Origin of the sequence: Dinoroseobacter sp. S76, assembly GCF_049801095.1 — a bacterium.
In the GTDB taxonomy this organism is placed as follows: domain Bacteria; phylum Pseudomonadota; class Alphaproteobacteria; order Rhodobacterales; family Rhodobacteraceae; genus Dinoroseobacter.
The window spans coordinates 55,613-70,606 of the sequence record NZ_JBNAGH010000007.1; the positions used below are offsets into that span (position 1 = coordinate 55,613).

13 protein-coding genes and 1 tRNA gene are annotated in these 14,994 nt (G+C 63.9%); 4 read left to right on the plus strand and 10 right to left on the minus strand.

Annotated features, from left to right (window positions below; translation table 11 throughout):
• Positions 1–51: 51 nt before the first annotated feature.
• Positions 52–1,230: a thiolase family protein gene (locus ACP153_RS17570; protein WP_424972323.1), complete on the plus strand. Its 1,179-nt coding sequence runs from the start codon at positions 52–54 to the stop codon at positions 1,228–1,230.
• Positions 1,231–1,378: 148 nt separating this feature from the next.
• Here ACP153_RS17570 and ACP153_RS17575 read toward each other — a convergent pair whose 3' ends face one another.
• From ACP153_RS17575 to ACP153_RS17585, 3 genes are read right to left on the minus strand one after another with little or no spacing between them, the layout of a single operon-like run.
• Entirely contained in the window at positions 1,379–2,590 is a 1,212-nt protein-coding gene (locus ACP153_RS17575; protein WP_424972324.1) for a hypothetical protein, read from the minus strand.
• 1 nt (position 2,591) lies between these two features.
• A complete protein-coding gene (locus ACP153_RS17580) occupies positions 2,592–3,380 on the minus strand; it encodes an outer membrane lipoprotein-sorting protein (protein WP_424972325.1) in 789 nt (262 codons plus the stop codon).
• Positions 3,380–5,722 carry an efflux RND transporter permease subunit gene (locus tag ACP153_RS17585; protein WP_424972326.1) on the minus strand — a complete coding sequence of 781 codons (2,343 nt, stop codon included), beginning with the start codon at positions 5,720–5,722 and terminating at the stop codon, positions 3,380–3,382. The genes ACP153_RS17580 and ACP153_RS17585 overlap by 1 nt, the downstream gene beginning before the upstream one ends.
• Before the next feature lie 186 nt (positions 5,723–5,908).
• On the opposite strand from ACP153_RS17585, the gene ACP153_RS17590 reads away from it, so the two are divergent.
• Entirely contained in the window at positions 5,909–6,529 is a 621-nt protein-coding gene (locus tag ACP153_RS17590) for a TetR/AcrR family transcriptional regulator (protein ID WP_424972327.1), read from the plus strand.
• A gap of 102 nt (positions 6,530–6,631) precedes the next feature.
• Here the strand turns inward: ACP153_RS17590 and ACP153_RS17595 are convergent.
• A tRNA-Arg gene (locus tag ACP153_RS17595) sits at positions 6,632–6,708 on the minus strand.
• An 83-nt stretch (positions 6,709–6,791) separates the two neighbouring features.
• Between ACP153_RS17595 and ACP153_RS17600 the strand changes: the two genes are divergently transcribed.
• Both ACP153_RS17600 and ACP153_RS17605 read left to right on the plus strand, forming a co-directional pair.
• Entirely contained in the window at positions 6,792–7,457 is a 666-nt protein-coding gene (locus tag ACP153_RS17600; RefSeq protein WP_424972328.1) for a DUF2461 domain-containing protein, read from the plus strand.
• A gap of 133 nt (positions 7,458–7,590) precedes the next feature.
• On the plus strand, positions 7,591–8,691 hold the full coding sequence (locus ACP153_RS17605) for an alpha-D-ribose 1-methylphosphonate 5-triphosphate diphosphatase (RefSeq protein ID WP_424972329.1): 1,101 nt from the start codon (positions 7,591–7,593) through the stop codon (positions 8,689–8,691).
• A 3-nt stretch (positions 8,692–8,694) separates the two neighbouring features.
• Here ACP153_RS17605 and ACP153_RS17610 read toward each other — a convergent pair whose 3' ends face one another.
• The 6 genes from ACP153_RS17610 to ACP153_RS17635 form a co-directional block, all read right to left on the minus strand.
• Entirely contained in the window at positions 8,695–9,924 is a 1,230-nt protein-coding gene (locus tag ACP153_RS17610; protein ID WP_424972330.1) for a CaiB/BaiF CoA transferase family protein, read from the minus strand.
• The gene (locus ACP153_RS17615) at positions 9,921–10,694 is read right to left on the minus strand and encodes an enoyl-CoA hydratase/isomerase family protein (protein ID WP_424972331.1); all 774 of its coding nucleotides are present in this window, start codon (positions 10,692–10,694) and stop codon (positions 9,921–9,923) included. Before ACP153_RS17615 ends, ACP153_RS17610 begins: the two co-directional genes overlap by 4 nt.
• Complete coding sequence (locus ACP153_RS17620; RefSeq protein ID WP_424972332.1) at positions 10,691–11,971, minus strand: TRAP transporter large permease; 1,281 nt, start codon at positions 11,969–11,971, stop codon at positions 10,691–10,693. Before ACP153_RS17620 ends, ACP153_RS17615 begins: the two co-directional genes overlap by 4 nt.
• Entirely contained in the window at positions 11,971–12,537 is a 567-nt protein-coding gene (locus ACP153_RS17625; protein ID WP_424972333.1) for a TRAP transporter small permease, read from the minus strand. Before ACP153_RS17625 ends, ACP153_RS17620 begins: the two co-directional genes overlap by 1 nt.
• 101 nt (positions 12,538–12,638) lie before the next feature.
• Positions 12,639–13,619 carry a TRAP transporter substrate-binding protein gene (locus ACP153_RS17630; protein ID WP_424972334.1) on the minus strand — a complete coding sequence of 327 codons (981 nt, stop codon included), beginning with the start codon at positions 13,617–13,619 and terminating at the stop codon, positions 12,639–12,641.
• Positions 13,620–13,658: 39 nt separating this feature from the next.
• Entirely contained in the window at positions 13,659–14,846 is a 1,188-nt protein-coding gene (locus ACP153_RS17635) for a pyridoxal-phosphate-dependent aminotransferase family protein (protein ID WP_424972335.1), read from the minus strand.
• Between the last annotated feature and the right edge of the window lie 148 nt (positions 14,847–14,994).

Consider the following 14,994-nt stretch of genomic DNA (forward strand, 5'->3'; position numbering starts at 1 on the left):
CCAGAGTGTAAGCAAGGACGCGGGTTTCTGAGCCCCTGGGAGGATTTTTTAATGCAAGATGTCTTTATTTGCGGTGCGGCCCGTACGGCCATGGGGGGATTCCAGGGGGCGTTCACCCCTGTCTCAGCCGCGGAACTGGGAGGTGCGGCGATCTCGGGGGCTCTGCGGGATGCCGGATGCGCGCCGGAGGATGTCAGCGAGTTGCTCATGGGCTGCGTGCTTCCGGCGGGGCAGGGTCAGGCCCCGGCGCGCCAGGCGGGATATCAGGCGGGGCTCGGCGATGGGGTTCCGGCAACCACTCTCAACAAGATGTGCGGCTCGGGCATGAAGGCGGCGATGCTGGCCTCGGATCAGCTCGCGCTCGGGGCGGCGGATGTCGTGGTTGCGGGGGGCATGGAGAGCATGACCAACGCGCCTTACCTTCTCGAGAAAATGCGCGGCGGTGCGCGGATCGGCCATGGGGCGGTGATCGATCACATGTTCCTCGACGGGTTGGAGGATGCCTATTACAAGGGGCGTCTCATGGGCACCTTCGCCGAGGATTGCGCTGAGGCCTTTCAGTTCACCCGCGAGGCGCAGGATGGGTATGCTCTGAGCTCGCTGGAGAACGCGCTGAAGGCCGAGGCGGAGGGGGCCTTTGCCTCGGAGATCGTGCCGGTCACGGTGTCGACCCGCAAAGGCGAGACGGTTATCGATGCGGATGAGCAGCCAAGCTCGGCCCGCCCGGACAAGATCCCGCAGTTGAAGCCGGCCTTCCGCGAGGGCGGGACGGTGACGGCGGCAAACTCTTCTTCGATCTCGGATGGAGCAGCGGCGCTGGTGCTGGCGCGGGGCGATGTCGTGGAAGCGCAAGGCCTCAAGGTGCGGGCCAAGATCCTTGGGCATGCGAGCCACGCCCAACAACCGGCTCTCTTCCCGACCGCCCCGGTCCCCGCAGCGCAGAAACTGCTCGACCGGCTGGGTTGGCAGGTCAGTGATGTGGACCTCTGGGAGGTGAATGAGGCCTTTGCCGTGGTGCCCATGGCCTTCATGCACGAGATGGGGGTCCCGCGGGAGAAGATGAACATTCGGGGCGGGGCTTGCGCGCTGGGCCATCCGATCGGGGCCTCGGGGGCGCGGATCCTCGTCACGCTCCTGAACGCGATGGAGCAGCACGACCTCAAACGCGGGGTTGCGGCGATCTGCATCGGCGGCGGCGAAGGCACGGCCATCGCGATCGAACGGGACTGAGCTGCGCGGCCTCTGGCTCTGGGGCGCTCGGCGGGATTGCCCGAGAGCGCCGCCAGCGGCGCTGTTGGGCGACGTCCTCGCGCGCGACCCGGCGCTGTCCCCGGGGGCCGGGGGCGCTCACCGGGAGTAATCGCCGGTCGCCATCGGCTCAAAAGAAGCGTGTCCAGCGCAGGAGCAGGGATGAGTCCTCTTCAAAAGCCTGCAGCAGGGGATCCTTCTGCCCGTCATAAGCGCGCAGCTCGATCTCGAGCAGGTTGCTGTCAAAGAGCCTCCGCTCATATTCGAGGCTGAACTGCGCCCCGCCGCCATTCGCGTCGATGATCGCGCCCGCCAGCAGCTCGCTGTCATCCAGATCATTCCAGGTGATGCGGGTGCCGAGGAAGATATCGTCATCGAAGGGCGTGACCGGGCTGCGGCTCTGATCTCGGTCATCATAGATGTATTCCGCGATCAGACCGATATCGCGCCCGGATCCACCCACATCAAAGAAGGTATACTCGACCCCGCCCACGGCGGCTGTGAATCGATCTGCGCCGATCTCGACCGCGGCGGCCTCCAGCTTCCAGAGCCAGGCATCGGTGGTGTATTGCAGGTCGATCCCCGCTTGCCGCTGACGTTGATAAAAGGGGACAAGGACTTGCCGGGCCGGATCAAGATCCAGGCGCGGCTGACGGGCGGTGCCCTGGAAATAGGTCAGCCCCAGATCGAAGCCGCCGAAGCGGTTGGCGTAGCGCAGGGCGATGTCTCCGGCGGTCTCGGCACCCTCCCGTTCAAACCCGGGATTGCGGTCATCGACCGGCAAGGGAAATTGCGGGCGGCTTTCGGGCCCGGGATAAGCGCGTTCGCGAAAATAGGGCAGGTAATAGAGGTCGAAATCGCCAATCTCGGTTTGCGCCGCAAAACGCAGCATGGGCTGGCCGAGCTTCTCGTCGAGATCCGCATTCTCCAGCCGGTCCCTCTGATTGAGGATATCGACCACATTGACCGACTCCACGACCCCCCAGAACACCCGATCCGTGCCGATGGTGACATCCCAGCCATCGCCGAGATAGCGCAGAAAGCCGCGCCGCAGGTCGCCATAGCTGCGGTCATTGTCCCCGCTGTCATAGCGCAGATATGGCTCTAGCACCGCCTGCCAGCGCCGCTCGGCACTGCGCCAGGTGAGATCCCCGGTGGCGATCAGGGCTCCGACGCCGCCATCGCGCTGGTCCGGGAACTGGGCGTCTTCGGGAAAAAGGGTCGCCTCGAAGCTCAGCTCGGGAGAGACCCTCAGGTCCTGGGCCAGGAGGGGCAGCGTGGAGAGACAGAGCGCGCCGCAGATCGCGGCGCCCCCCGTTCCGGCAAATTGCACGGATGCCATGTCAGAGCCGCTCGAGCGCCGAGGGTTCGAAATCATTGCGCCCCAGCCGCGCGTTGAAGTCGAAGGGCCCGAACTCCAGCACGGTCGTCTTGCCGGTCAGGTGATTGACCATGGTCTGGGTCTGGGCGCGCCAGACGGATCCGTAGCGCTTGTAATCCGTCAGGGTCAGGGTCTTGAGCCGCTGCCCTCCGCGGTCGAAGAAGACAAACTTGCGCGGCTGGTTGGTCTTGGTGTCGAAATGGCACAAGACACGGGAATAGCCGGAGCGGCTATAGGCGGGCGTGCATTCGAGAATGCTCATCTCCATCCCGTCGACGCGCCTGGTCTCCAGATAGCGGTATTCGAACTTGCCAAGCTCCGAGATCGTCAGATCCTCAAAGGAGAACTCGGACCCGACAAAGGGGCCGGACTTGTTGGCCGAGGAGATCCGCTTCACCCGCGACAGGCTGGGCAGGTAGAGCCATTGGTCATCCGCCGCCGTCACCCTTGCATGGGACAGGAGCGCCGTCCCATCCACATCGCCGGGCGAGAAGAACTGGATCATCGAGCGATCCCCGTTCCCACGGCCGGATTTCTCCAGCGTGTCGATCTGCAGCGCGCGGGTGGTCCGCGCCCCGGCCCGGTTGGTCAGGGTCATGGTCACATCGACGGAACTGCGGCCAAAGCCCTTATCCGACAGATCGCTCTTCTGGGCGATCGCGAAACCCTTCTCCTCGGCGGTTTGCGCGCCCCCGGTCAGCGGGGTCAATGCCAAGGCGGTCGCGCAGGCGACAATCATCAAACGGTTCATCAGGAAGCCTCTTTCAGGGTTGGAGTGGGGGAGGGGGCCTTGCGATTGGCGAGCACCAGAAGGCTCGGCAACAGGAGGAAGTTCACCAGCATGGCCATGAGGATCGCGATGGCGGTCAGCAGGCCGAGATCGGCGTTGAACTTGAAGCTGGAGGTGACGAGCACGGCAAACCCAGCGCTCAGGATGAGGGTCGTGGACAGGATCGCTGTCCCGGCCGTGTCAAAGGCATAGCGGATGCCCTCTGCCACGCTCTGTCCCTTGTCACGGGTGGCGCGCAGGTATTTCGACAGGAAATGCACCGTGAAATCCACGACCAGCCCCACGGCCACGGCCCCCGCTGCGGCCACGGAGAACCCGACCGTGCCCACCATGGCGGACCAGAGCCCGAAGGTGATGAGAATGGGCAGGGCGTTGGGCACGAGGCTCATGAGCCCCACTCGCAGCGAACCGAAGGTCACCGAAAGGATGCCCACGATGGCGAGGATCAGATAGAGCGCGCCCTCGAACATCGCTTCGATGTTGCGCTGGGCGACAAAGGCGAAGAGCTTCTTGGCGCCGGTCACGTCGACCGTGGCAATGCCCTGTCCGTTGGCCTCGAACCAGGCTTCTGCGGCGGTGATGAAGGCGCGCGTCTCGGCGGTGGTGACATCTCGCGTGGTGGCGGTCACACGCGTAGTCTGTCGGTTGATATCGACCCGGTCATTGAGGTCGAGCCCATAGGGCAGGCTCAGCTCATAGACCAGCAGGTACTGGGCGGCGCGTTCCTTCTCGTCGGGGATGATCGCAAACTCGGGCGCTTCGGCATTCAGGTTGCGGTTGAGCCGCTTCATGATGTCGGAGATCGCGAAAGCATGGGTGACCACCTGATCCTGCTCCCGCAGCCAGAGGGTGAACGCGTCCACGATCCGCAAAAACTCCGGATCGGTGACATTGCCCGGTGCGCCGCTGTCGATCACGAACTCCATGGGTTCGGTCCCAAAGAACGGGCGCGCGGCCTCCACCGCTTGGCGAAACTCGAGCCGGGGCGCAAAATACTGGGTCCATTGATCGTTCAGCTCGATCCGCGGAATGAAGGCGATGGCGATCCCGGTGCCGAGGGCCATGACCGCGAAAACCGCGTGGGCGCGCGTGGTCACGAGCGAGGCGAGCCGGGTGGTCCAACCGGGGCGGTCCGTTCCGGTCGCAGGCTTGAAGCGGATCGGCAGGACGGAGGCGAGTGCCGGCAGGAAGACCAGCGACAGGATCCAGGCTGCGAGGATCCCGGCGGCGGAGAGGTTGCCGAGATGGTGGAAGGGGGGCGAGTCCGAGAAATTCAGGGTCAGAAAGCCCACAATCGTAGTGATCGAGGTGATGCCCACGGGCACGAAATTCAGCGCAACGGACTCGATGAGGGCGGTGTGTTTCTCCATCCCGGCGCGCATATTGCCCCGCAACCCCGAGAAGATGTGGATCGCATCCGCCACCGCGATCGTCAGGATGATGGTTGGCGCCGAGAGCGAGATCGGCGTCAACGCGATCCCGAGGAAGCCGCCGACCCCCATGGCGAAAAGCGTGGAGAGCAGGATCAGGCTCAGACTGACAAAGACGACGGAGATCGCGCGGAAGACCACGAGGATCACCACGAGGATCAGCCCATAGACCAACGGGATCAGGGTCTGGCTGTCGACCTGTCCTGCGGTCTCGAACGCTGCGCTGAGGGTGACGACACCCAAAAGCTGCACCTCGTGATCCGGATAGGCCGCCAGCAGCTTGGCCCGAATCTCATCCGCTTTTGTCTTGGCCTGTACCGAGACTGCAGGGATATCCGAGGGCAGCTGCAAGACCGCATTGACGATGGTGGCCGCGCCGTCCGCCGAGACGAGAAAGCGGTCCAGCAAAGGCTCCGACTGGGCGAGCGCCCGGATGGCGTCGATGCGGTCCGGCGAGAGCTCATCGAGCGCGAAGAGCACGTCCTCGACAATCAGATCATCCGCCTCGCCCCGGGACGACTGGAAATTCGTCAGGCTGTCCACGCGCGAGACATAAGGCAGGGTCCAGGCCGCCTCGGTCAGGGCATGGGTCGCCGAAAGCGTATCCGTATCAAAGACCTCGCCATCCTTGGGGATCAGCAGAAAGGCCAGATTGTCCGACTTGCCGAAGGTGCCCTGCGCGCGCTCATTGGCGATGAAGTCGGGATTGTCCTCTCCAAAGAACACCCGGTAGTCGGAGGCGAATTGGAGATTGGCGGCGCCAAAGGAGACGCCAAGGCAGGTCAATGCGGCGCCGAGGATCACGGCCCATCGGAACCGGATCGACCATGCGGCGATCACCCGCCCCATTTGTTCATATCTCGCGGAATTCATCAGTTTGGTTTCCCTGTTTCTCTTTTTGCGGGCGCCCTTGCCGGCGCCGTCTTGCAGCGAGCCTGGCCTTTGGCCGGGCGCGGAGTTGTGCTTTGTCGTGGCGCTCCCTAGGTTTGAGAGGCGGTAACCGAACGATCGTTTGGCTACCGAACGATCGGTAGGTTAGAGCGGAGGTGTGGGCCGTCAATGAACGCGCGTGAAAAAAAGTCCCCGGGCGATCGCCGGGGGGGGATCATCGCAACTGCGACCGAGATGTTCGTGAAGAACGGCTATGCGGGCACGTCCATGGCCCAACTCGCCAAGGCCTGTGGTATTCAGAAGGCGAGCTTTTACCACCATTTCGCGAGCAAGGATGACCTCTTCATCGCTTGTGTTACCGAGGGCTATGCAGATGCGGTGAATGTGCTGATCGAACTGCGCGCGGACGCCTCCTTGAGCGATCCGGAGAAGATCGAGCGAGCGATCCGGAGCCTTTACGAGACCATCGTGGTCTCCCCCACGGGGCGCCTGTCGCCGCTGGTGGCCGAGGTCTCACGGACCATGCCATCCGTCGCAAAGGGTTTTCACCGCGACTACATCGCCCATCAGAGGTCAGCGCTGGCGGATCTTGTGCGCGACGGCGTCGAAAGCGGATCCTTTAAGGCGCAAGACTTTGATATCTTTCACCATCTGGTCTTTGGTCCGATCGTGACCCTCTCGCTCTCGCGAGAGATGTTTGCGGATTTCGACGATTTGGATGACCATTTCCCGGTGCAGAAGCTCTGCGAGGGTCATCTCGCCTCGATCATGGATCTGCTGGCGCCTTGAGGAGCGTTGGCGCACATCTTGCGGATCTCGCTTGGTGGAAAAGGGACTCAGACAGGACCTTGGACAGAGCCCGCCAATTGGCGCCAAAACGCGCGCAGATGGTGGCGACCCCGGCAGGACTTGAACCTGCAACCTATCCCTTAGGAGGGGATTGCTCTATCCAGTTGAGCCACGGGGCCATCCCTCGTGTCATAGCGGTCAATCGACCAAAGGGGCAAGAGCGCGGCGAGCCGGACAGGCCCGCGCAGTGAAGGGGCAGGAGATGAGCGAGCCGGACGGGTTTACCCAGATGATCGACAGCGCAGAGCGCTTCTTTGCGGAGCTCGCGCAGAACAACACCCGGGACTGGTTCGAGCCGCGCAAGGACCACTATGTGGAGGAGATCCGCAAGCCTGCGACCTTTCTGGCTGACATCATGGCGGAGGAGCTTTCCCGGCAGAGCGGACAGGCGCTCAAACCGAAGCTCTTTCGTATCTATAGGGATGTGCGGTTCTCCAAGGATAAGACGCCCTATAACGCCCATCTGCACATGATCTGGACCGAGGCGGACGGGGATCCGCTCGCCCCGGCCTATTTCTTTGGGGTGGCGCCGGGGAAGATGGATCTTGGCTTTGGCGTGATCCGGATGGAGGGGGCGGGCCTGACCCGCTACCGTGCTTTTGTCGATGCCTGGGGTGATCTGCTCTGCGACCGGATGTCCGAGGCGGGCCTGTCCCTGTCCGATTGGGGGCCGGACCCGCTCAAGCGCGTGCCGAAACCCTATCCGGCGGACCATCCCCATGGGGATCTTCTCAAGCGCAAGTCCCTGATTTTCCACGTGCCCCCGCCGCTGGACTGGCGATCCCACCCGGGCGGTCTGGTCTCGGCCCTGCGCGGGGCTTTCGGCACTGTCGAGCCCCTGGCAGAACTGCTTCGAAGCCGCCTCTAGCCCCGCCTGCCGTCACGCAAGCGATACACAAGGCTGTTAGGTCGACCCGTAAACAGCGGTTCCGAGCAGCCCGATGACTCAGTTCTTACCCCCTATCCGTTTGGTTGGCGCCGAGGTGCTGCGGGACGGGCACATGCAAACGCGCTCCGTGGCGATTGCGGATGGCGTGATCACGAAGGGACCGCTGCCGGAGGTCAATCTGCGCGGATACCTGATCCTGCCCGGGATCATCGATCTGGCGGCGCAGCCTCTGCGGCTGGGGATGTCGAAGCCGGAGGCCGCCTTGCGCGGGTTGGACCGGGCGGCGGCGCGCCATGGGGTCACGACCTTGTGGAGTGCGCAGGACTGGAGCTGGGCCGGGGGCAACGCCGCCCCGCGGGTCGCGATGCAGGTGGCCCGTGCCATGGCGGCCCAGCGGGGGCGGACCGGGACAGACCTGCGGATGCGGATGCTTTGCGATGTGCACATGATCGACACGCTGGAACAGGTGCTGGAGACCGTCCGGGCCGAGCGGGTGGATCAGGTGATCTTCAAGGACGGGCTGAACTCCCTGCTCGCCCAATCCGAACTGCGGCAGGAAGAGATTTGCCGCCAAGCTGCGCTCAACGGCACAAGCCCCGGCGCGCATCTGGAGGCGTTGCGGGCGTTGGCCAAACGCCACCGGGATGTGCCGCGTTTCCTGTGCCAGCTCGCCGAAGCGTTCGACCGGCGCGGTGTAATCTATGGCTCGCTGGGGGATCCGGATGGGGAAACCCGCGAGATGTATTCGATGATCGGGGCAAAGCTCTGCCTCAAGCCCAAGGTGCGGGCCGCAGCGGCGCTGGCCCGGGCTGTGGGGGATCCGGTGGTGCTGGCCGCGCGGGATGTGGCGGGCAAGCCGGCGGGGTCGATTGGTCTCTGCGCCATGAGCGCGATCAAGGCCGGGCAATGCACGGCACTGGCCTCCGATGGCGGGTTCGAGGCGCTGGGACAGGCGGCTTTCGCCGTGGCGGATCGGGGCGGGCTTGGCCTGCCGGAGGCCTGGAACCTCGTCTCCAGGAACCCGGCCGAGATCATGCGCCTGCCCGATCGCGGGGTAATCGACTATGGCCGCCGGGCCGATCTGGTGGTGGTGGACGCCGCCACGCGCCGGGTCGAGGCGACCATCGCCGCGGGACGCCTGACTTACCTCACGGGCGAGGCAGAGAACCGGTTTCGCGGCGCGCCCGCCGCGTTGGAGCATGCGGCGGAGTAACTCTCAGGAAGCGAGGGCGGCGTCCGGATCCTCGGGCGTAATGACCGCCCCGGACCGGATCAGCTGCGCGATCCGCTCTTCCGTATAATCGAGATCCGCCAGCACCGCGCGGCTGTGCTGCCCCAGGAGCGGCGCGGCCCCCTGCACCCCGCCGGGGGTTTCAGAGAATTTCACCGGGAGCCCGAGCGCCTGCACCCGCCCGGCGACGGGATGATCCGTCTCGACGATCATCTCACGCGCGCGGGCCTGAGGATCCGCATGCATCTCGGGGATGGTCAGAACCGGCCCGGCAGGGAGACCCGCTGCCTCCATTCGCGTGAGCCAATCCTCGGTCGTGCGCGTTTCGAAATGCGCTTCCAGCAACGGCACCAGTTCGGCGAGGTTCACCCGCCGGTCGCGATTGGTGGCAAAGCGCGGATCCTCGCGCAGTTCCTCGGCCTCGAGAATATCCAGCAATCGCAGCCAGTTCTTCTGGTTCGCTGCCCCGATATTGATCCAGCCATCCGCCGTATGGAACGCCTGATAAGGCGCGTTGATCGGATGAGCGGAGCCCTCAGGCTCCGGGGCGCGCCCCGTAGCAAAGGCAATGGCCGACTGCCAATAGGTCTGGGTGATCGCCGCCTCGAAAAGGCTCGTGTCGACCTTCTGACCCTGACCTGTCTGGAGCGCGTGGGCATAGGCCGCGTTCACCCCCATGGCCGCGACGATCCCGCTGGTGATGTCGGAGATCGGTGCGCCGGGTTTCACCGGTGGGCGCCCCGGGCCCTCGCCAGTGATGGACATGAGGCCCGACATGCCCTGCGCGATCAGATCAAACCCGCCGCGATGAGCATAGGGTCCCGTGCGGCCAAAGCCCGAGATCTCGCAATAGATCAGCTTGGGGTTCTCGGCGCGGAGCTTCTCGTAGCCAAGCCCGAGCTTTTCCATCGTGCCCATGCGGTAGTTCTCGATCACCACATCCGCGTCACGCAGCAGGGCATGGAGTACCTCCACCGCGGCCGGGTCCTTGAGGTTCAGGGAAATCCCGCGCTTGCCCCGGTTCATCATCATATAGGCGGCGCTTTCGCCGTTGATATCGGGGGGCAGGAAGCGGCGGCTATCATCGCCATCGGGCTTCTCGACCTTGATCACATCCGCTCCCATATCCGCCAGCATCATGCCGCAGACCGGCCCGGCCATGATATGGGCGAGCTCGATCACCTTCATGCCGACAAGGGGGCCTTGGGCTGTCATGTGCCGCTCCAATTCGGTTTGCGCTTGCCGAGGAAGGCTTCCATCCCCTCGCGGAAATCAGCGCTCATATAGCAAAGCTCGATCAGGTCGTGGTCGTCCACCTGGGTGGCGGCGCGCGTGCGGCGCATGGCTTCCTTGGTGGCGCGCAGGGTCAGCGGAGCCATGGTGCCGATCTGGGTCGCGAGTTCCTCAGCCCGGGCGAGCAGGGCGGGTTCATCCTCGAGCACCTCGGAGACGAGGCCGACGGAGCGCGCTTCTTCGGCGCCCATCAATCGCGCGGTGAAGATCATCTCGCGCACCCGGCCTGCGCCCATGAGGGATGCGAGCCGCGCGAGGTTCCCGGCGGCGAGGCAGTTGCCCAGCGTCCGCGCAATCGGGAAGCCGAATTTCAGCGACGCGCTGGTGATCCGCAGATCGCAGACCGCTGCAATCGATGCGCCGCCGCCGGTGCAGGCCCCGTGGATGGCAGCGATGGTCGGCAGAGGGCAGGTCTCCACTGCCGTGAGCACCGCCTCGATCCGCGCCTCGTAGTCGAGTGCATCTTGAGCGGTCTCGAATGCGCGGAACTGGGTCATGTCGGTGCCGGCGGCAAAGGCCTTGCCGCCATTGCCCTTGATCACCACGGCCCGAACGGACCCATCGGTCGGGACGGATTGGCAGAGCTCCGCCAGCCCCTCATACATCCCGAAGGTCAACGCATTGCGCGCCTCCGGACGGTTGAACGACACCCAGAGGGTGCCGTCCTTGGTTTCGGTCAGAAGCTCACTCATCCGTAGAAATACTCCACCAGGAACAGCGGGATGGACGGGATGTAGGTGCACATCAAGAGGACCGTCAGCAGCACGAGGATGAACCAGATGTTGACCTTGGACACTTCCCAGATGTTGGCGCGCGCCACGGCGCAGGCGGTGATCAGGACCGAAGCGACCGGGGGCGTCTGCTGCCCGATGGCGAGGTTCAGGGTCACGACCAGCCCGAAGTGGATCGGGTTGATATCCGCCGCCACGATCAGCGGGATCACGATCGGCACCACGAGGATGATGGCCGCCGCCGAGTGCAGGAAGAAGCCGATGATCAGGAAGAAGAAGTTCAGGATCAGGAGGATCAGCCACTTGTTGTCGGTGACGTTCAGGATGCCCTGGGCGATCTCTTGCGGGACTTGCGCACGGGTCAGGAATCCGCCCATCACCACTGAGGCTGCCACGAGCACCATGACCACAGCAGTCTGCATGCCGCCGTCGAGCATCGCGCTCTTGAGGCGTCGCATGTCCACCTGACGGTAGTAGAGGCTGACGATGATCGCGGCGAGCACGGCGAGACCGGCTGCTTCGGTCGCAGTGACGAAGCCACCGAAAATGCCGCCCAGGATGATGATCGGCAGAGCGAAGGTCGGCAGCGCGTCGACGAAGGTTTCCCACAGACGGCGGCCCGAGAACGCCTCTTCGCGGGGCAGGTCGTAACGGCGCGCGAAGACATAGGCGACGCCCATCAGACCCGCCGCGCCCATCAGCCCCGGTACGATGCCCGCGACGAAGAGCTGTTCGACCGAGACATTGGCCGAGGTGGCATAGAGGATCATCGGGATCGAGGGCGGAATGATGATCGCCAGCGAGGCGGAAGATGAGGTCACTGCCGCCGAGAGCGCGCCGGAATAGCCGCGCTTCTTCATCTGCGGGATCATTACGGAGCCCATGGCGGCCACATCGGCCACCGCCGAGCCGGAGATCTCGGCAAAGAACAGCGACACGCCGATATTCACATGGGCCAAGCCGCCCCGCACGAAGCCGATGATGCAGGTGACGAAGTTGATCAGCCGGTCGGTGATCCCGCCCGCATTCATGATCGCCCCGGCCAGCACGAACATCGGGATCGCGATCAGAGAGAATTTGGTGGACCCGTTATACATGTCCAGCGCAACGGTCACGAGCGCGCCGGTCCCTTCGGTCACCAGCAGGCCGAGAATGGCCGAGACGGCCAGCGCCACGGCGATGGGGATGTTCAGGCAGATCATCGCCACCATCGCCACGAAAATACCAAGCATCAGCATCAGGCGTTCCCCGCTTTCTTCATCTCGGTTTCCACCTCTTCTTCGATCTCCGCATGCTCCAGCGAGATCCCGGCGGCGGTTTTCGCCCAGTACTCCGGCAGGCTGAGCGCCTGACAGATCAGGAAGAGCACCGCGCCGATGGGGATGACGGATTGTGTAAAGGTGATTGGCACCCAGGTGAGCGAGATCAGGTTCATGCCTGTCATCACCGTCAGCACCGTGAACCCGGCCCAGGCCAGCAGAAGGAAGAAGCCCGCCGTCACGGCCTCGGCAAAGGCCACGCCCCACATGCGCGCGGGCATCGGGATGGCCAGAAGGACGCTGTCGAACCCGATATGGCGCCGGCGTAGCGCGGCCAGTGCCGCCCCGTAATAGGTGATCCAGGCCAGCAGGATCGCGGCCACCTCGTCGTACCAGCTGAAGCTCGACCCGGCGAGCCTCCAGAGGACGGCGACGATGACGATGACGGTCAGGAACACCATCAGAAAGATGACGAACCATTCCAGGGCGGTCTCGAGGACCTTTCGGAACATGGCGAGCATGGGCAATCCCGTGTCGTAGGGCAAAGCCTGCCCGGGGCACCGCCGAGGGTGCCGGGCAAGCGGTTGGTTATGTTCGAAAAACCGAAGGGGCAGGCGACGCGCAGCGCCGCCCGCCCATGGTCAGATCAGGAGCCGTCGGCCAGGGACTGCACCGTGTCGATCATCGCGGAAGCGCCATCGACCTCGGCCGCGAACGCCTCATAGATCGGGGAGGAGGCGGTCACGAAGGCCACCTTGTCGGCCTCATTCACGGCCACGCCCGCGTCCTTGATCACGCCGAGCAGTTCGGTCTCCAGATTGGCCGCGATCTCATAGACCGTGTCCTGAGTTTCGCTGCCACAAGCCTCCAGCGCCGTGCGAACCTCTTCGGGCCACTTTTTCCACTGGTTCTCGGCAACGGTCACGTAGGCCGGCGTGTAGACATGGCCGGTGATCGACAGATAGCTCTGCACTTCCTGGAACTTGGCCGAGGCGATCTGGGCGTAGGGGTTCTCCTGCCCGTCGATGACCTTGGTCTGCAGCGCGGTGAACACCTCCGAGAAGGACATGGGCGTGGGGTTCGCGCCATATTCCTGGAACATCTTCACGCGCCAGGCGCCGTTCGGGGTACGCAGCTTCACACCGGCCAGATCTTCGGGTGTGTTGATCGGGCGCACATTGTTGGTGATGTGGCGGAACCCGTTCTCGAAATAGCCGATGATCCGGTAACCCTGGCTCAGCGCGGCCTCCTGGAAGGTGTCGCCCAGCTCGACCTGCACGCGCTTCATGTGATCGCGGTCGCGGATGATATAGGGCATCTCGAAGATCCCGAACTCCGGCGCGATCGAGGACATCACCGAGGAGGGCAGGGACAGATGCACCTGACCCAGCTTCAGTTTCTGCAGCATTTCCCGGTCGTTGCCGAGCTGGCTCGCGCCAAAGGTCTGGACCTCGGCAGCATCGCCCAGTTTGTCATTGGCGCATTGGGCAAAGGCGTTCACGGATGCTTCGAAAAGCGACCCGGGCGCGCCCACATGGCCAAAGCGCAGGGTCAGGTCCGCAGCGGATGCCGTGACCGGCAGCGAGACCGCGGCGACAGCGCCCAGAAGAGCTGTTTTGAGTTTCATCAGATTTTCCTCCCTAAATTGTCTGATTGTCAGATCGTCTTACTCTGCGGCGAGCGGCACCGCGTCATGGGTCTTGAGATGCTCCATGGCCGCCTGCACTCCTCCCGTGCTGTGCGGCACTCCGGCTTTGGCGAGGCCCATCTCCACACCGGAGAGGGTCGCCACCAGCATCAAGTCGTTGAAATCGCCCAGATGTCCGATGCGGAACACTTTGTCGGACACTTTGCTCAACCCGTTGCCGAGCGAGATGTCATAATGGGCCAGCGTGGTGGCGCGGAAGGCGTCCGCCGAGTGCCCCTCTGGCATGAGAACCGCCGTCAACACGCCGCTTTCCTGTCCCTGTCGGGCACAGAGAACCTCCAACCCCCAGGTCCGCACAGCTGCGCGCGCAGCCGCGCCGTGGCGGCGGTGACGCTCAAAGACATTCTCCAGCCCCTCCTCATGAAGCATGTCGATCGCTTCATTTAGGCCGTAGAGCAGGTTTGTCCCGGGGGTGTAGGGGAAATAGCCGGTTTTGTTCGGGCCCAGCATATCCTGCCAATCCCAGTAAGATCTTGTCATCGTGGCGGTTTTCGACACCTCGAGCGCGCGATCCGAGGCTGCATTGAAGCTCAGCCCCGGGGGCAGCATCAGCCCTTTTTGCGAGCCGGACACGCAGACATCCACGCCCCAGGCGTCAAACTCGAAGGGCACTGAGGCGAGGCCAGAGATCGAATCGACCATCAGGAGCGCCGGATGGCCCGCCGCGTCGATGGCCGCACGCACCTCGGCGATGGGCGAGACCGATCCGGTGGAGGTCTCGTTATGCACGACGCAGACCGCCTTGATCTCATGGCCCGTATCGGCACGCAGACGGTCCTCGATCGCTTGCGGATCCGCGCCCCCGCGCCAGTCACCCTCGATAAACACAGGGTTCAGACCGATTTTCTTGGCCATCTTCTGCCATAGGGTCGCGAAATGGCCGGTCTCATACATCAGGACCGTGTCGCCGGGCGACATGGTGTTCACCAGCGCGGCTTCCCAGGCGCCCGTGCCCGAAGACGGGAAGATGAAAACGTTCTGCTTGGTCTGGAAGATGGTTTTCATCCCGTCCAGCGCCTTCTGGCCGACCGCGGCAAAATCCGGACCGCGATGGTCGATAGTCTGCATCGAGATCGCCCGTAGAATGCGGTCTGGAACCGCGCTCGGACCTGGGATCTGCAGGAAATGACGTCCGGCTTTACGCATTGGGTGGGTCCCCTCCACTGAATTCTGTCGGCTTGCGCTTCGCTCCCCGACGGGTGTCGGGTTTTTGCGGACGCATCGCCTGTTTTGTGTTGTGCATACACAATTATGAATTCATAATTCAGTCAACCCGGTTTTTTCCGGGACCGAA

Bases quoted from the DNA above. Each gene is read 5' to 3' on its own strand.
- ACP153_RS17590 (WP_424972327.1), top strand. From the start codon at position 5,909: ATGAACGCGCGTGAAAAAAAGTCCCCGGGCGATCGCCGGGGGGGGATC.
- ACP153_RS17580 (WP_424972325.1), bottom strand. From the start codon at position 3,380: ATGAACCGTTTGATGATTGTCGCCTGCGCGACCGCCTTGGCATTGACC.
- ACP153_RS17585 (WP_424972326.1), bottom strand. From the start codon at position 5,722: ATGAATTCCGCGAGATATGAACAAATGGGGCGGGTGATCGCCGCATGG.
- ACP153_RS17615 (WP_424972331.1), bottom strand. From the start codon at position 10,694: ATGAGTGAGCTTCTGACCGAAACCAAGGACGGCACCCTCTGGGTGTCG.
- ACP153_RS17605 (WP_424972329.1), top strand. From the start codon at position 7,591: ATGCAAACGCGCTCCGTGGCGATTGCGGATGGCGTGATCACGAAGGGA.
- ACP153_RS17570 (WP_424972323.1), top strand. From the start codon at position 52: ATGCAAGATGTCTTTATTTGCGGTGCGGCCCGTACGGCCATGGGGGGA.
- ACP153_RS17575 (WP_424972324.1), bottom strand. From the start codon at position 2,590: ATGGCATCCGTGCAATTTGCCGGAACGGGGGGCGCCGCGATCTGCGGC.
- ACP153_RS17610 (WP_424972330.1), bottom strand. From the start codon at position 9,924: ATGACAGCCCAAGGCCCCCTTGTCGGCATGAAGGTGATCGAGCTCGCC.
- ACP153_RS17600 (WP_424972328.1), top strand. From the start codon at position 6,792: ATGAGCGAGCCGGACGGGTTTACCCAGATGATCGACAGCGCAGAGCGC.
- ACP153_RS17635 (WP_424972335.1), bottom strand. From the start codon at position 14,846: ATGCGTAAAGCCGGACGTCATTTCCTGCAGATCCCAGGTCCGAGCGCG.
- ACP153_RS17630 (WP_424972334.1), bottom strand. From the start codon at position 13,619: ATGAAACTCAAAACAGCTCTTCTGGGCGCTGTCGCCGCGGTCTCGCTG.
- ACP153_RS17620 (WP_424972332.1), bottom strand. From the start codon at position 11,971: ATGCTGATGCTTGGTATTTTCGTGGCGATGGTGGCGATGATCTGCCTG.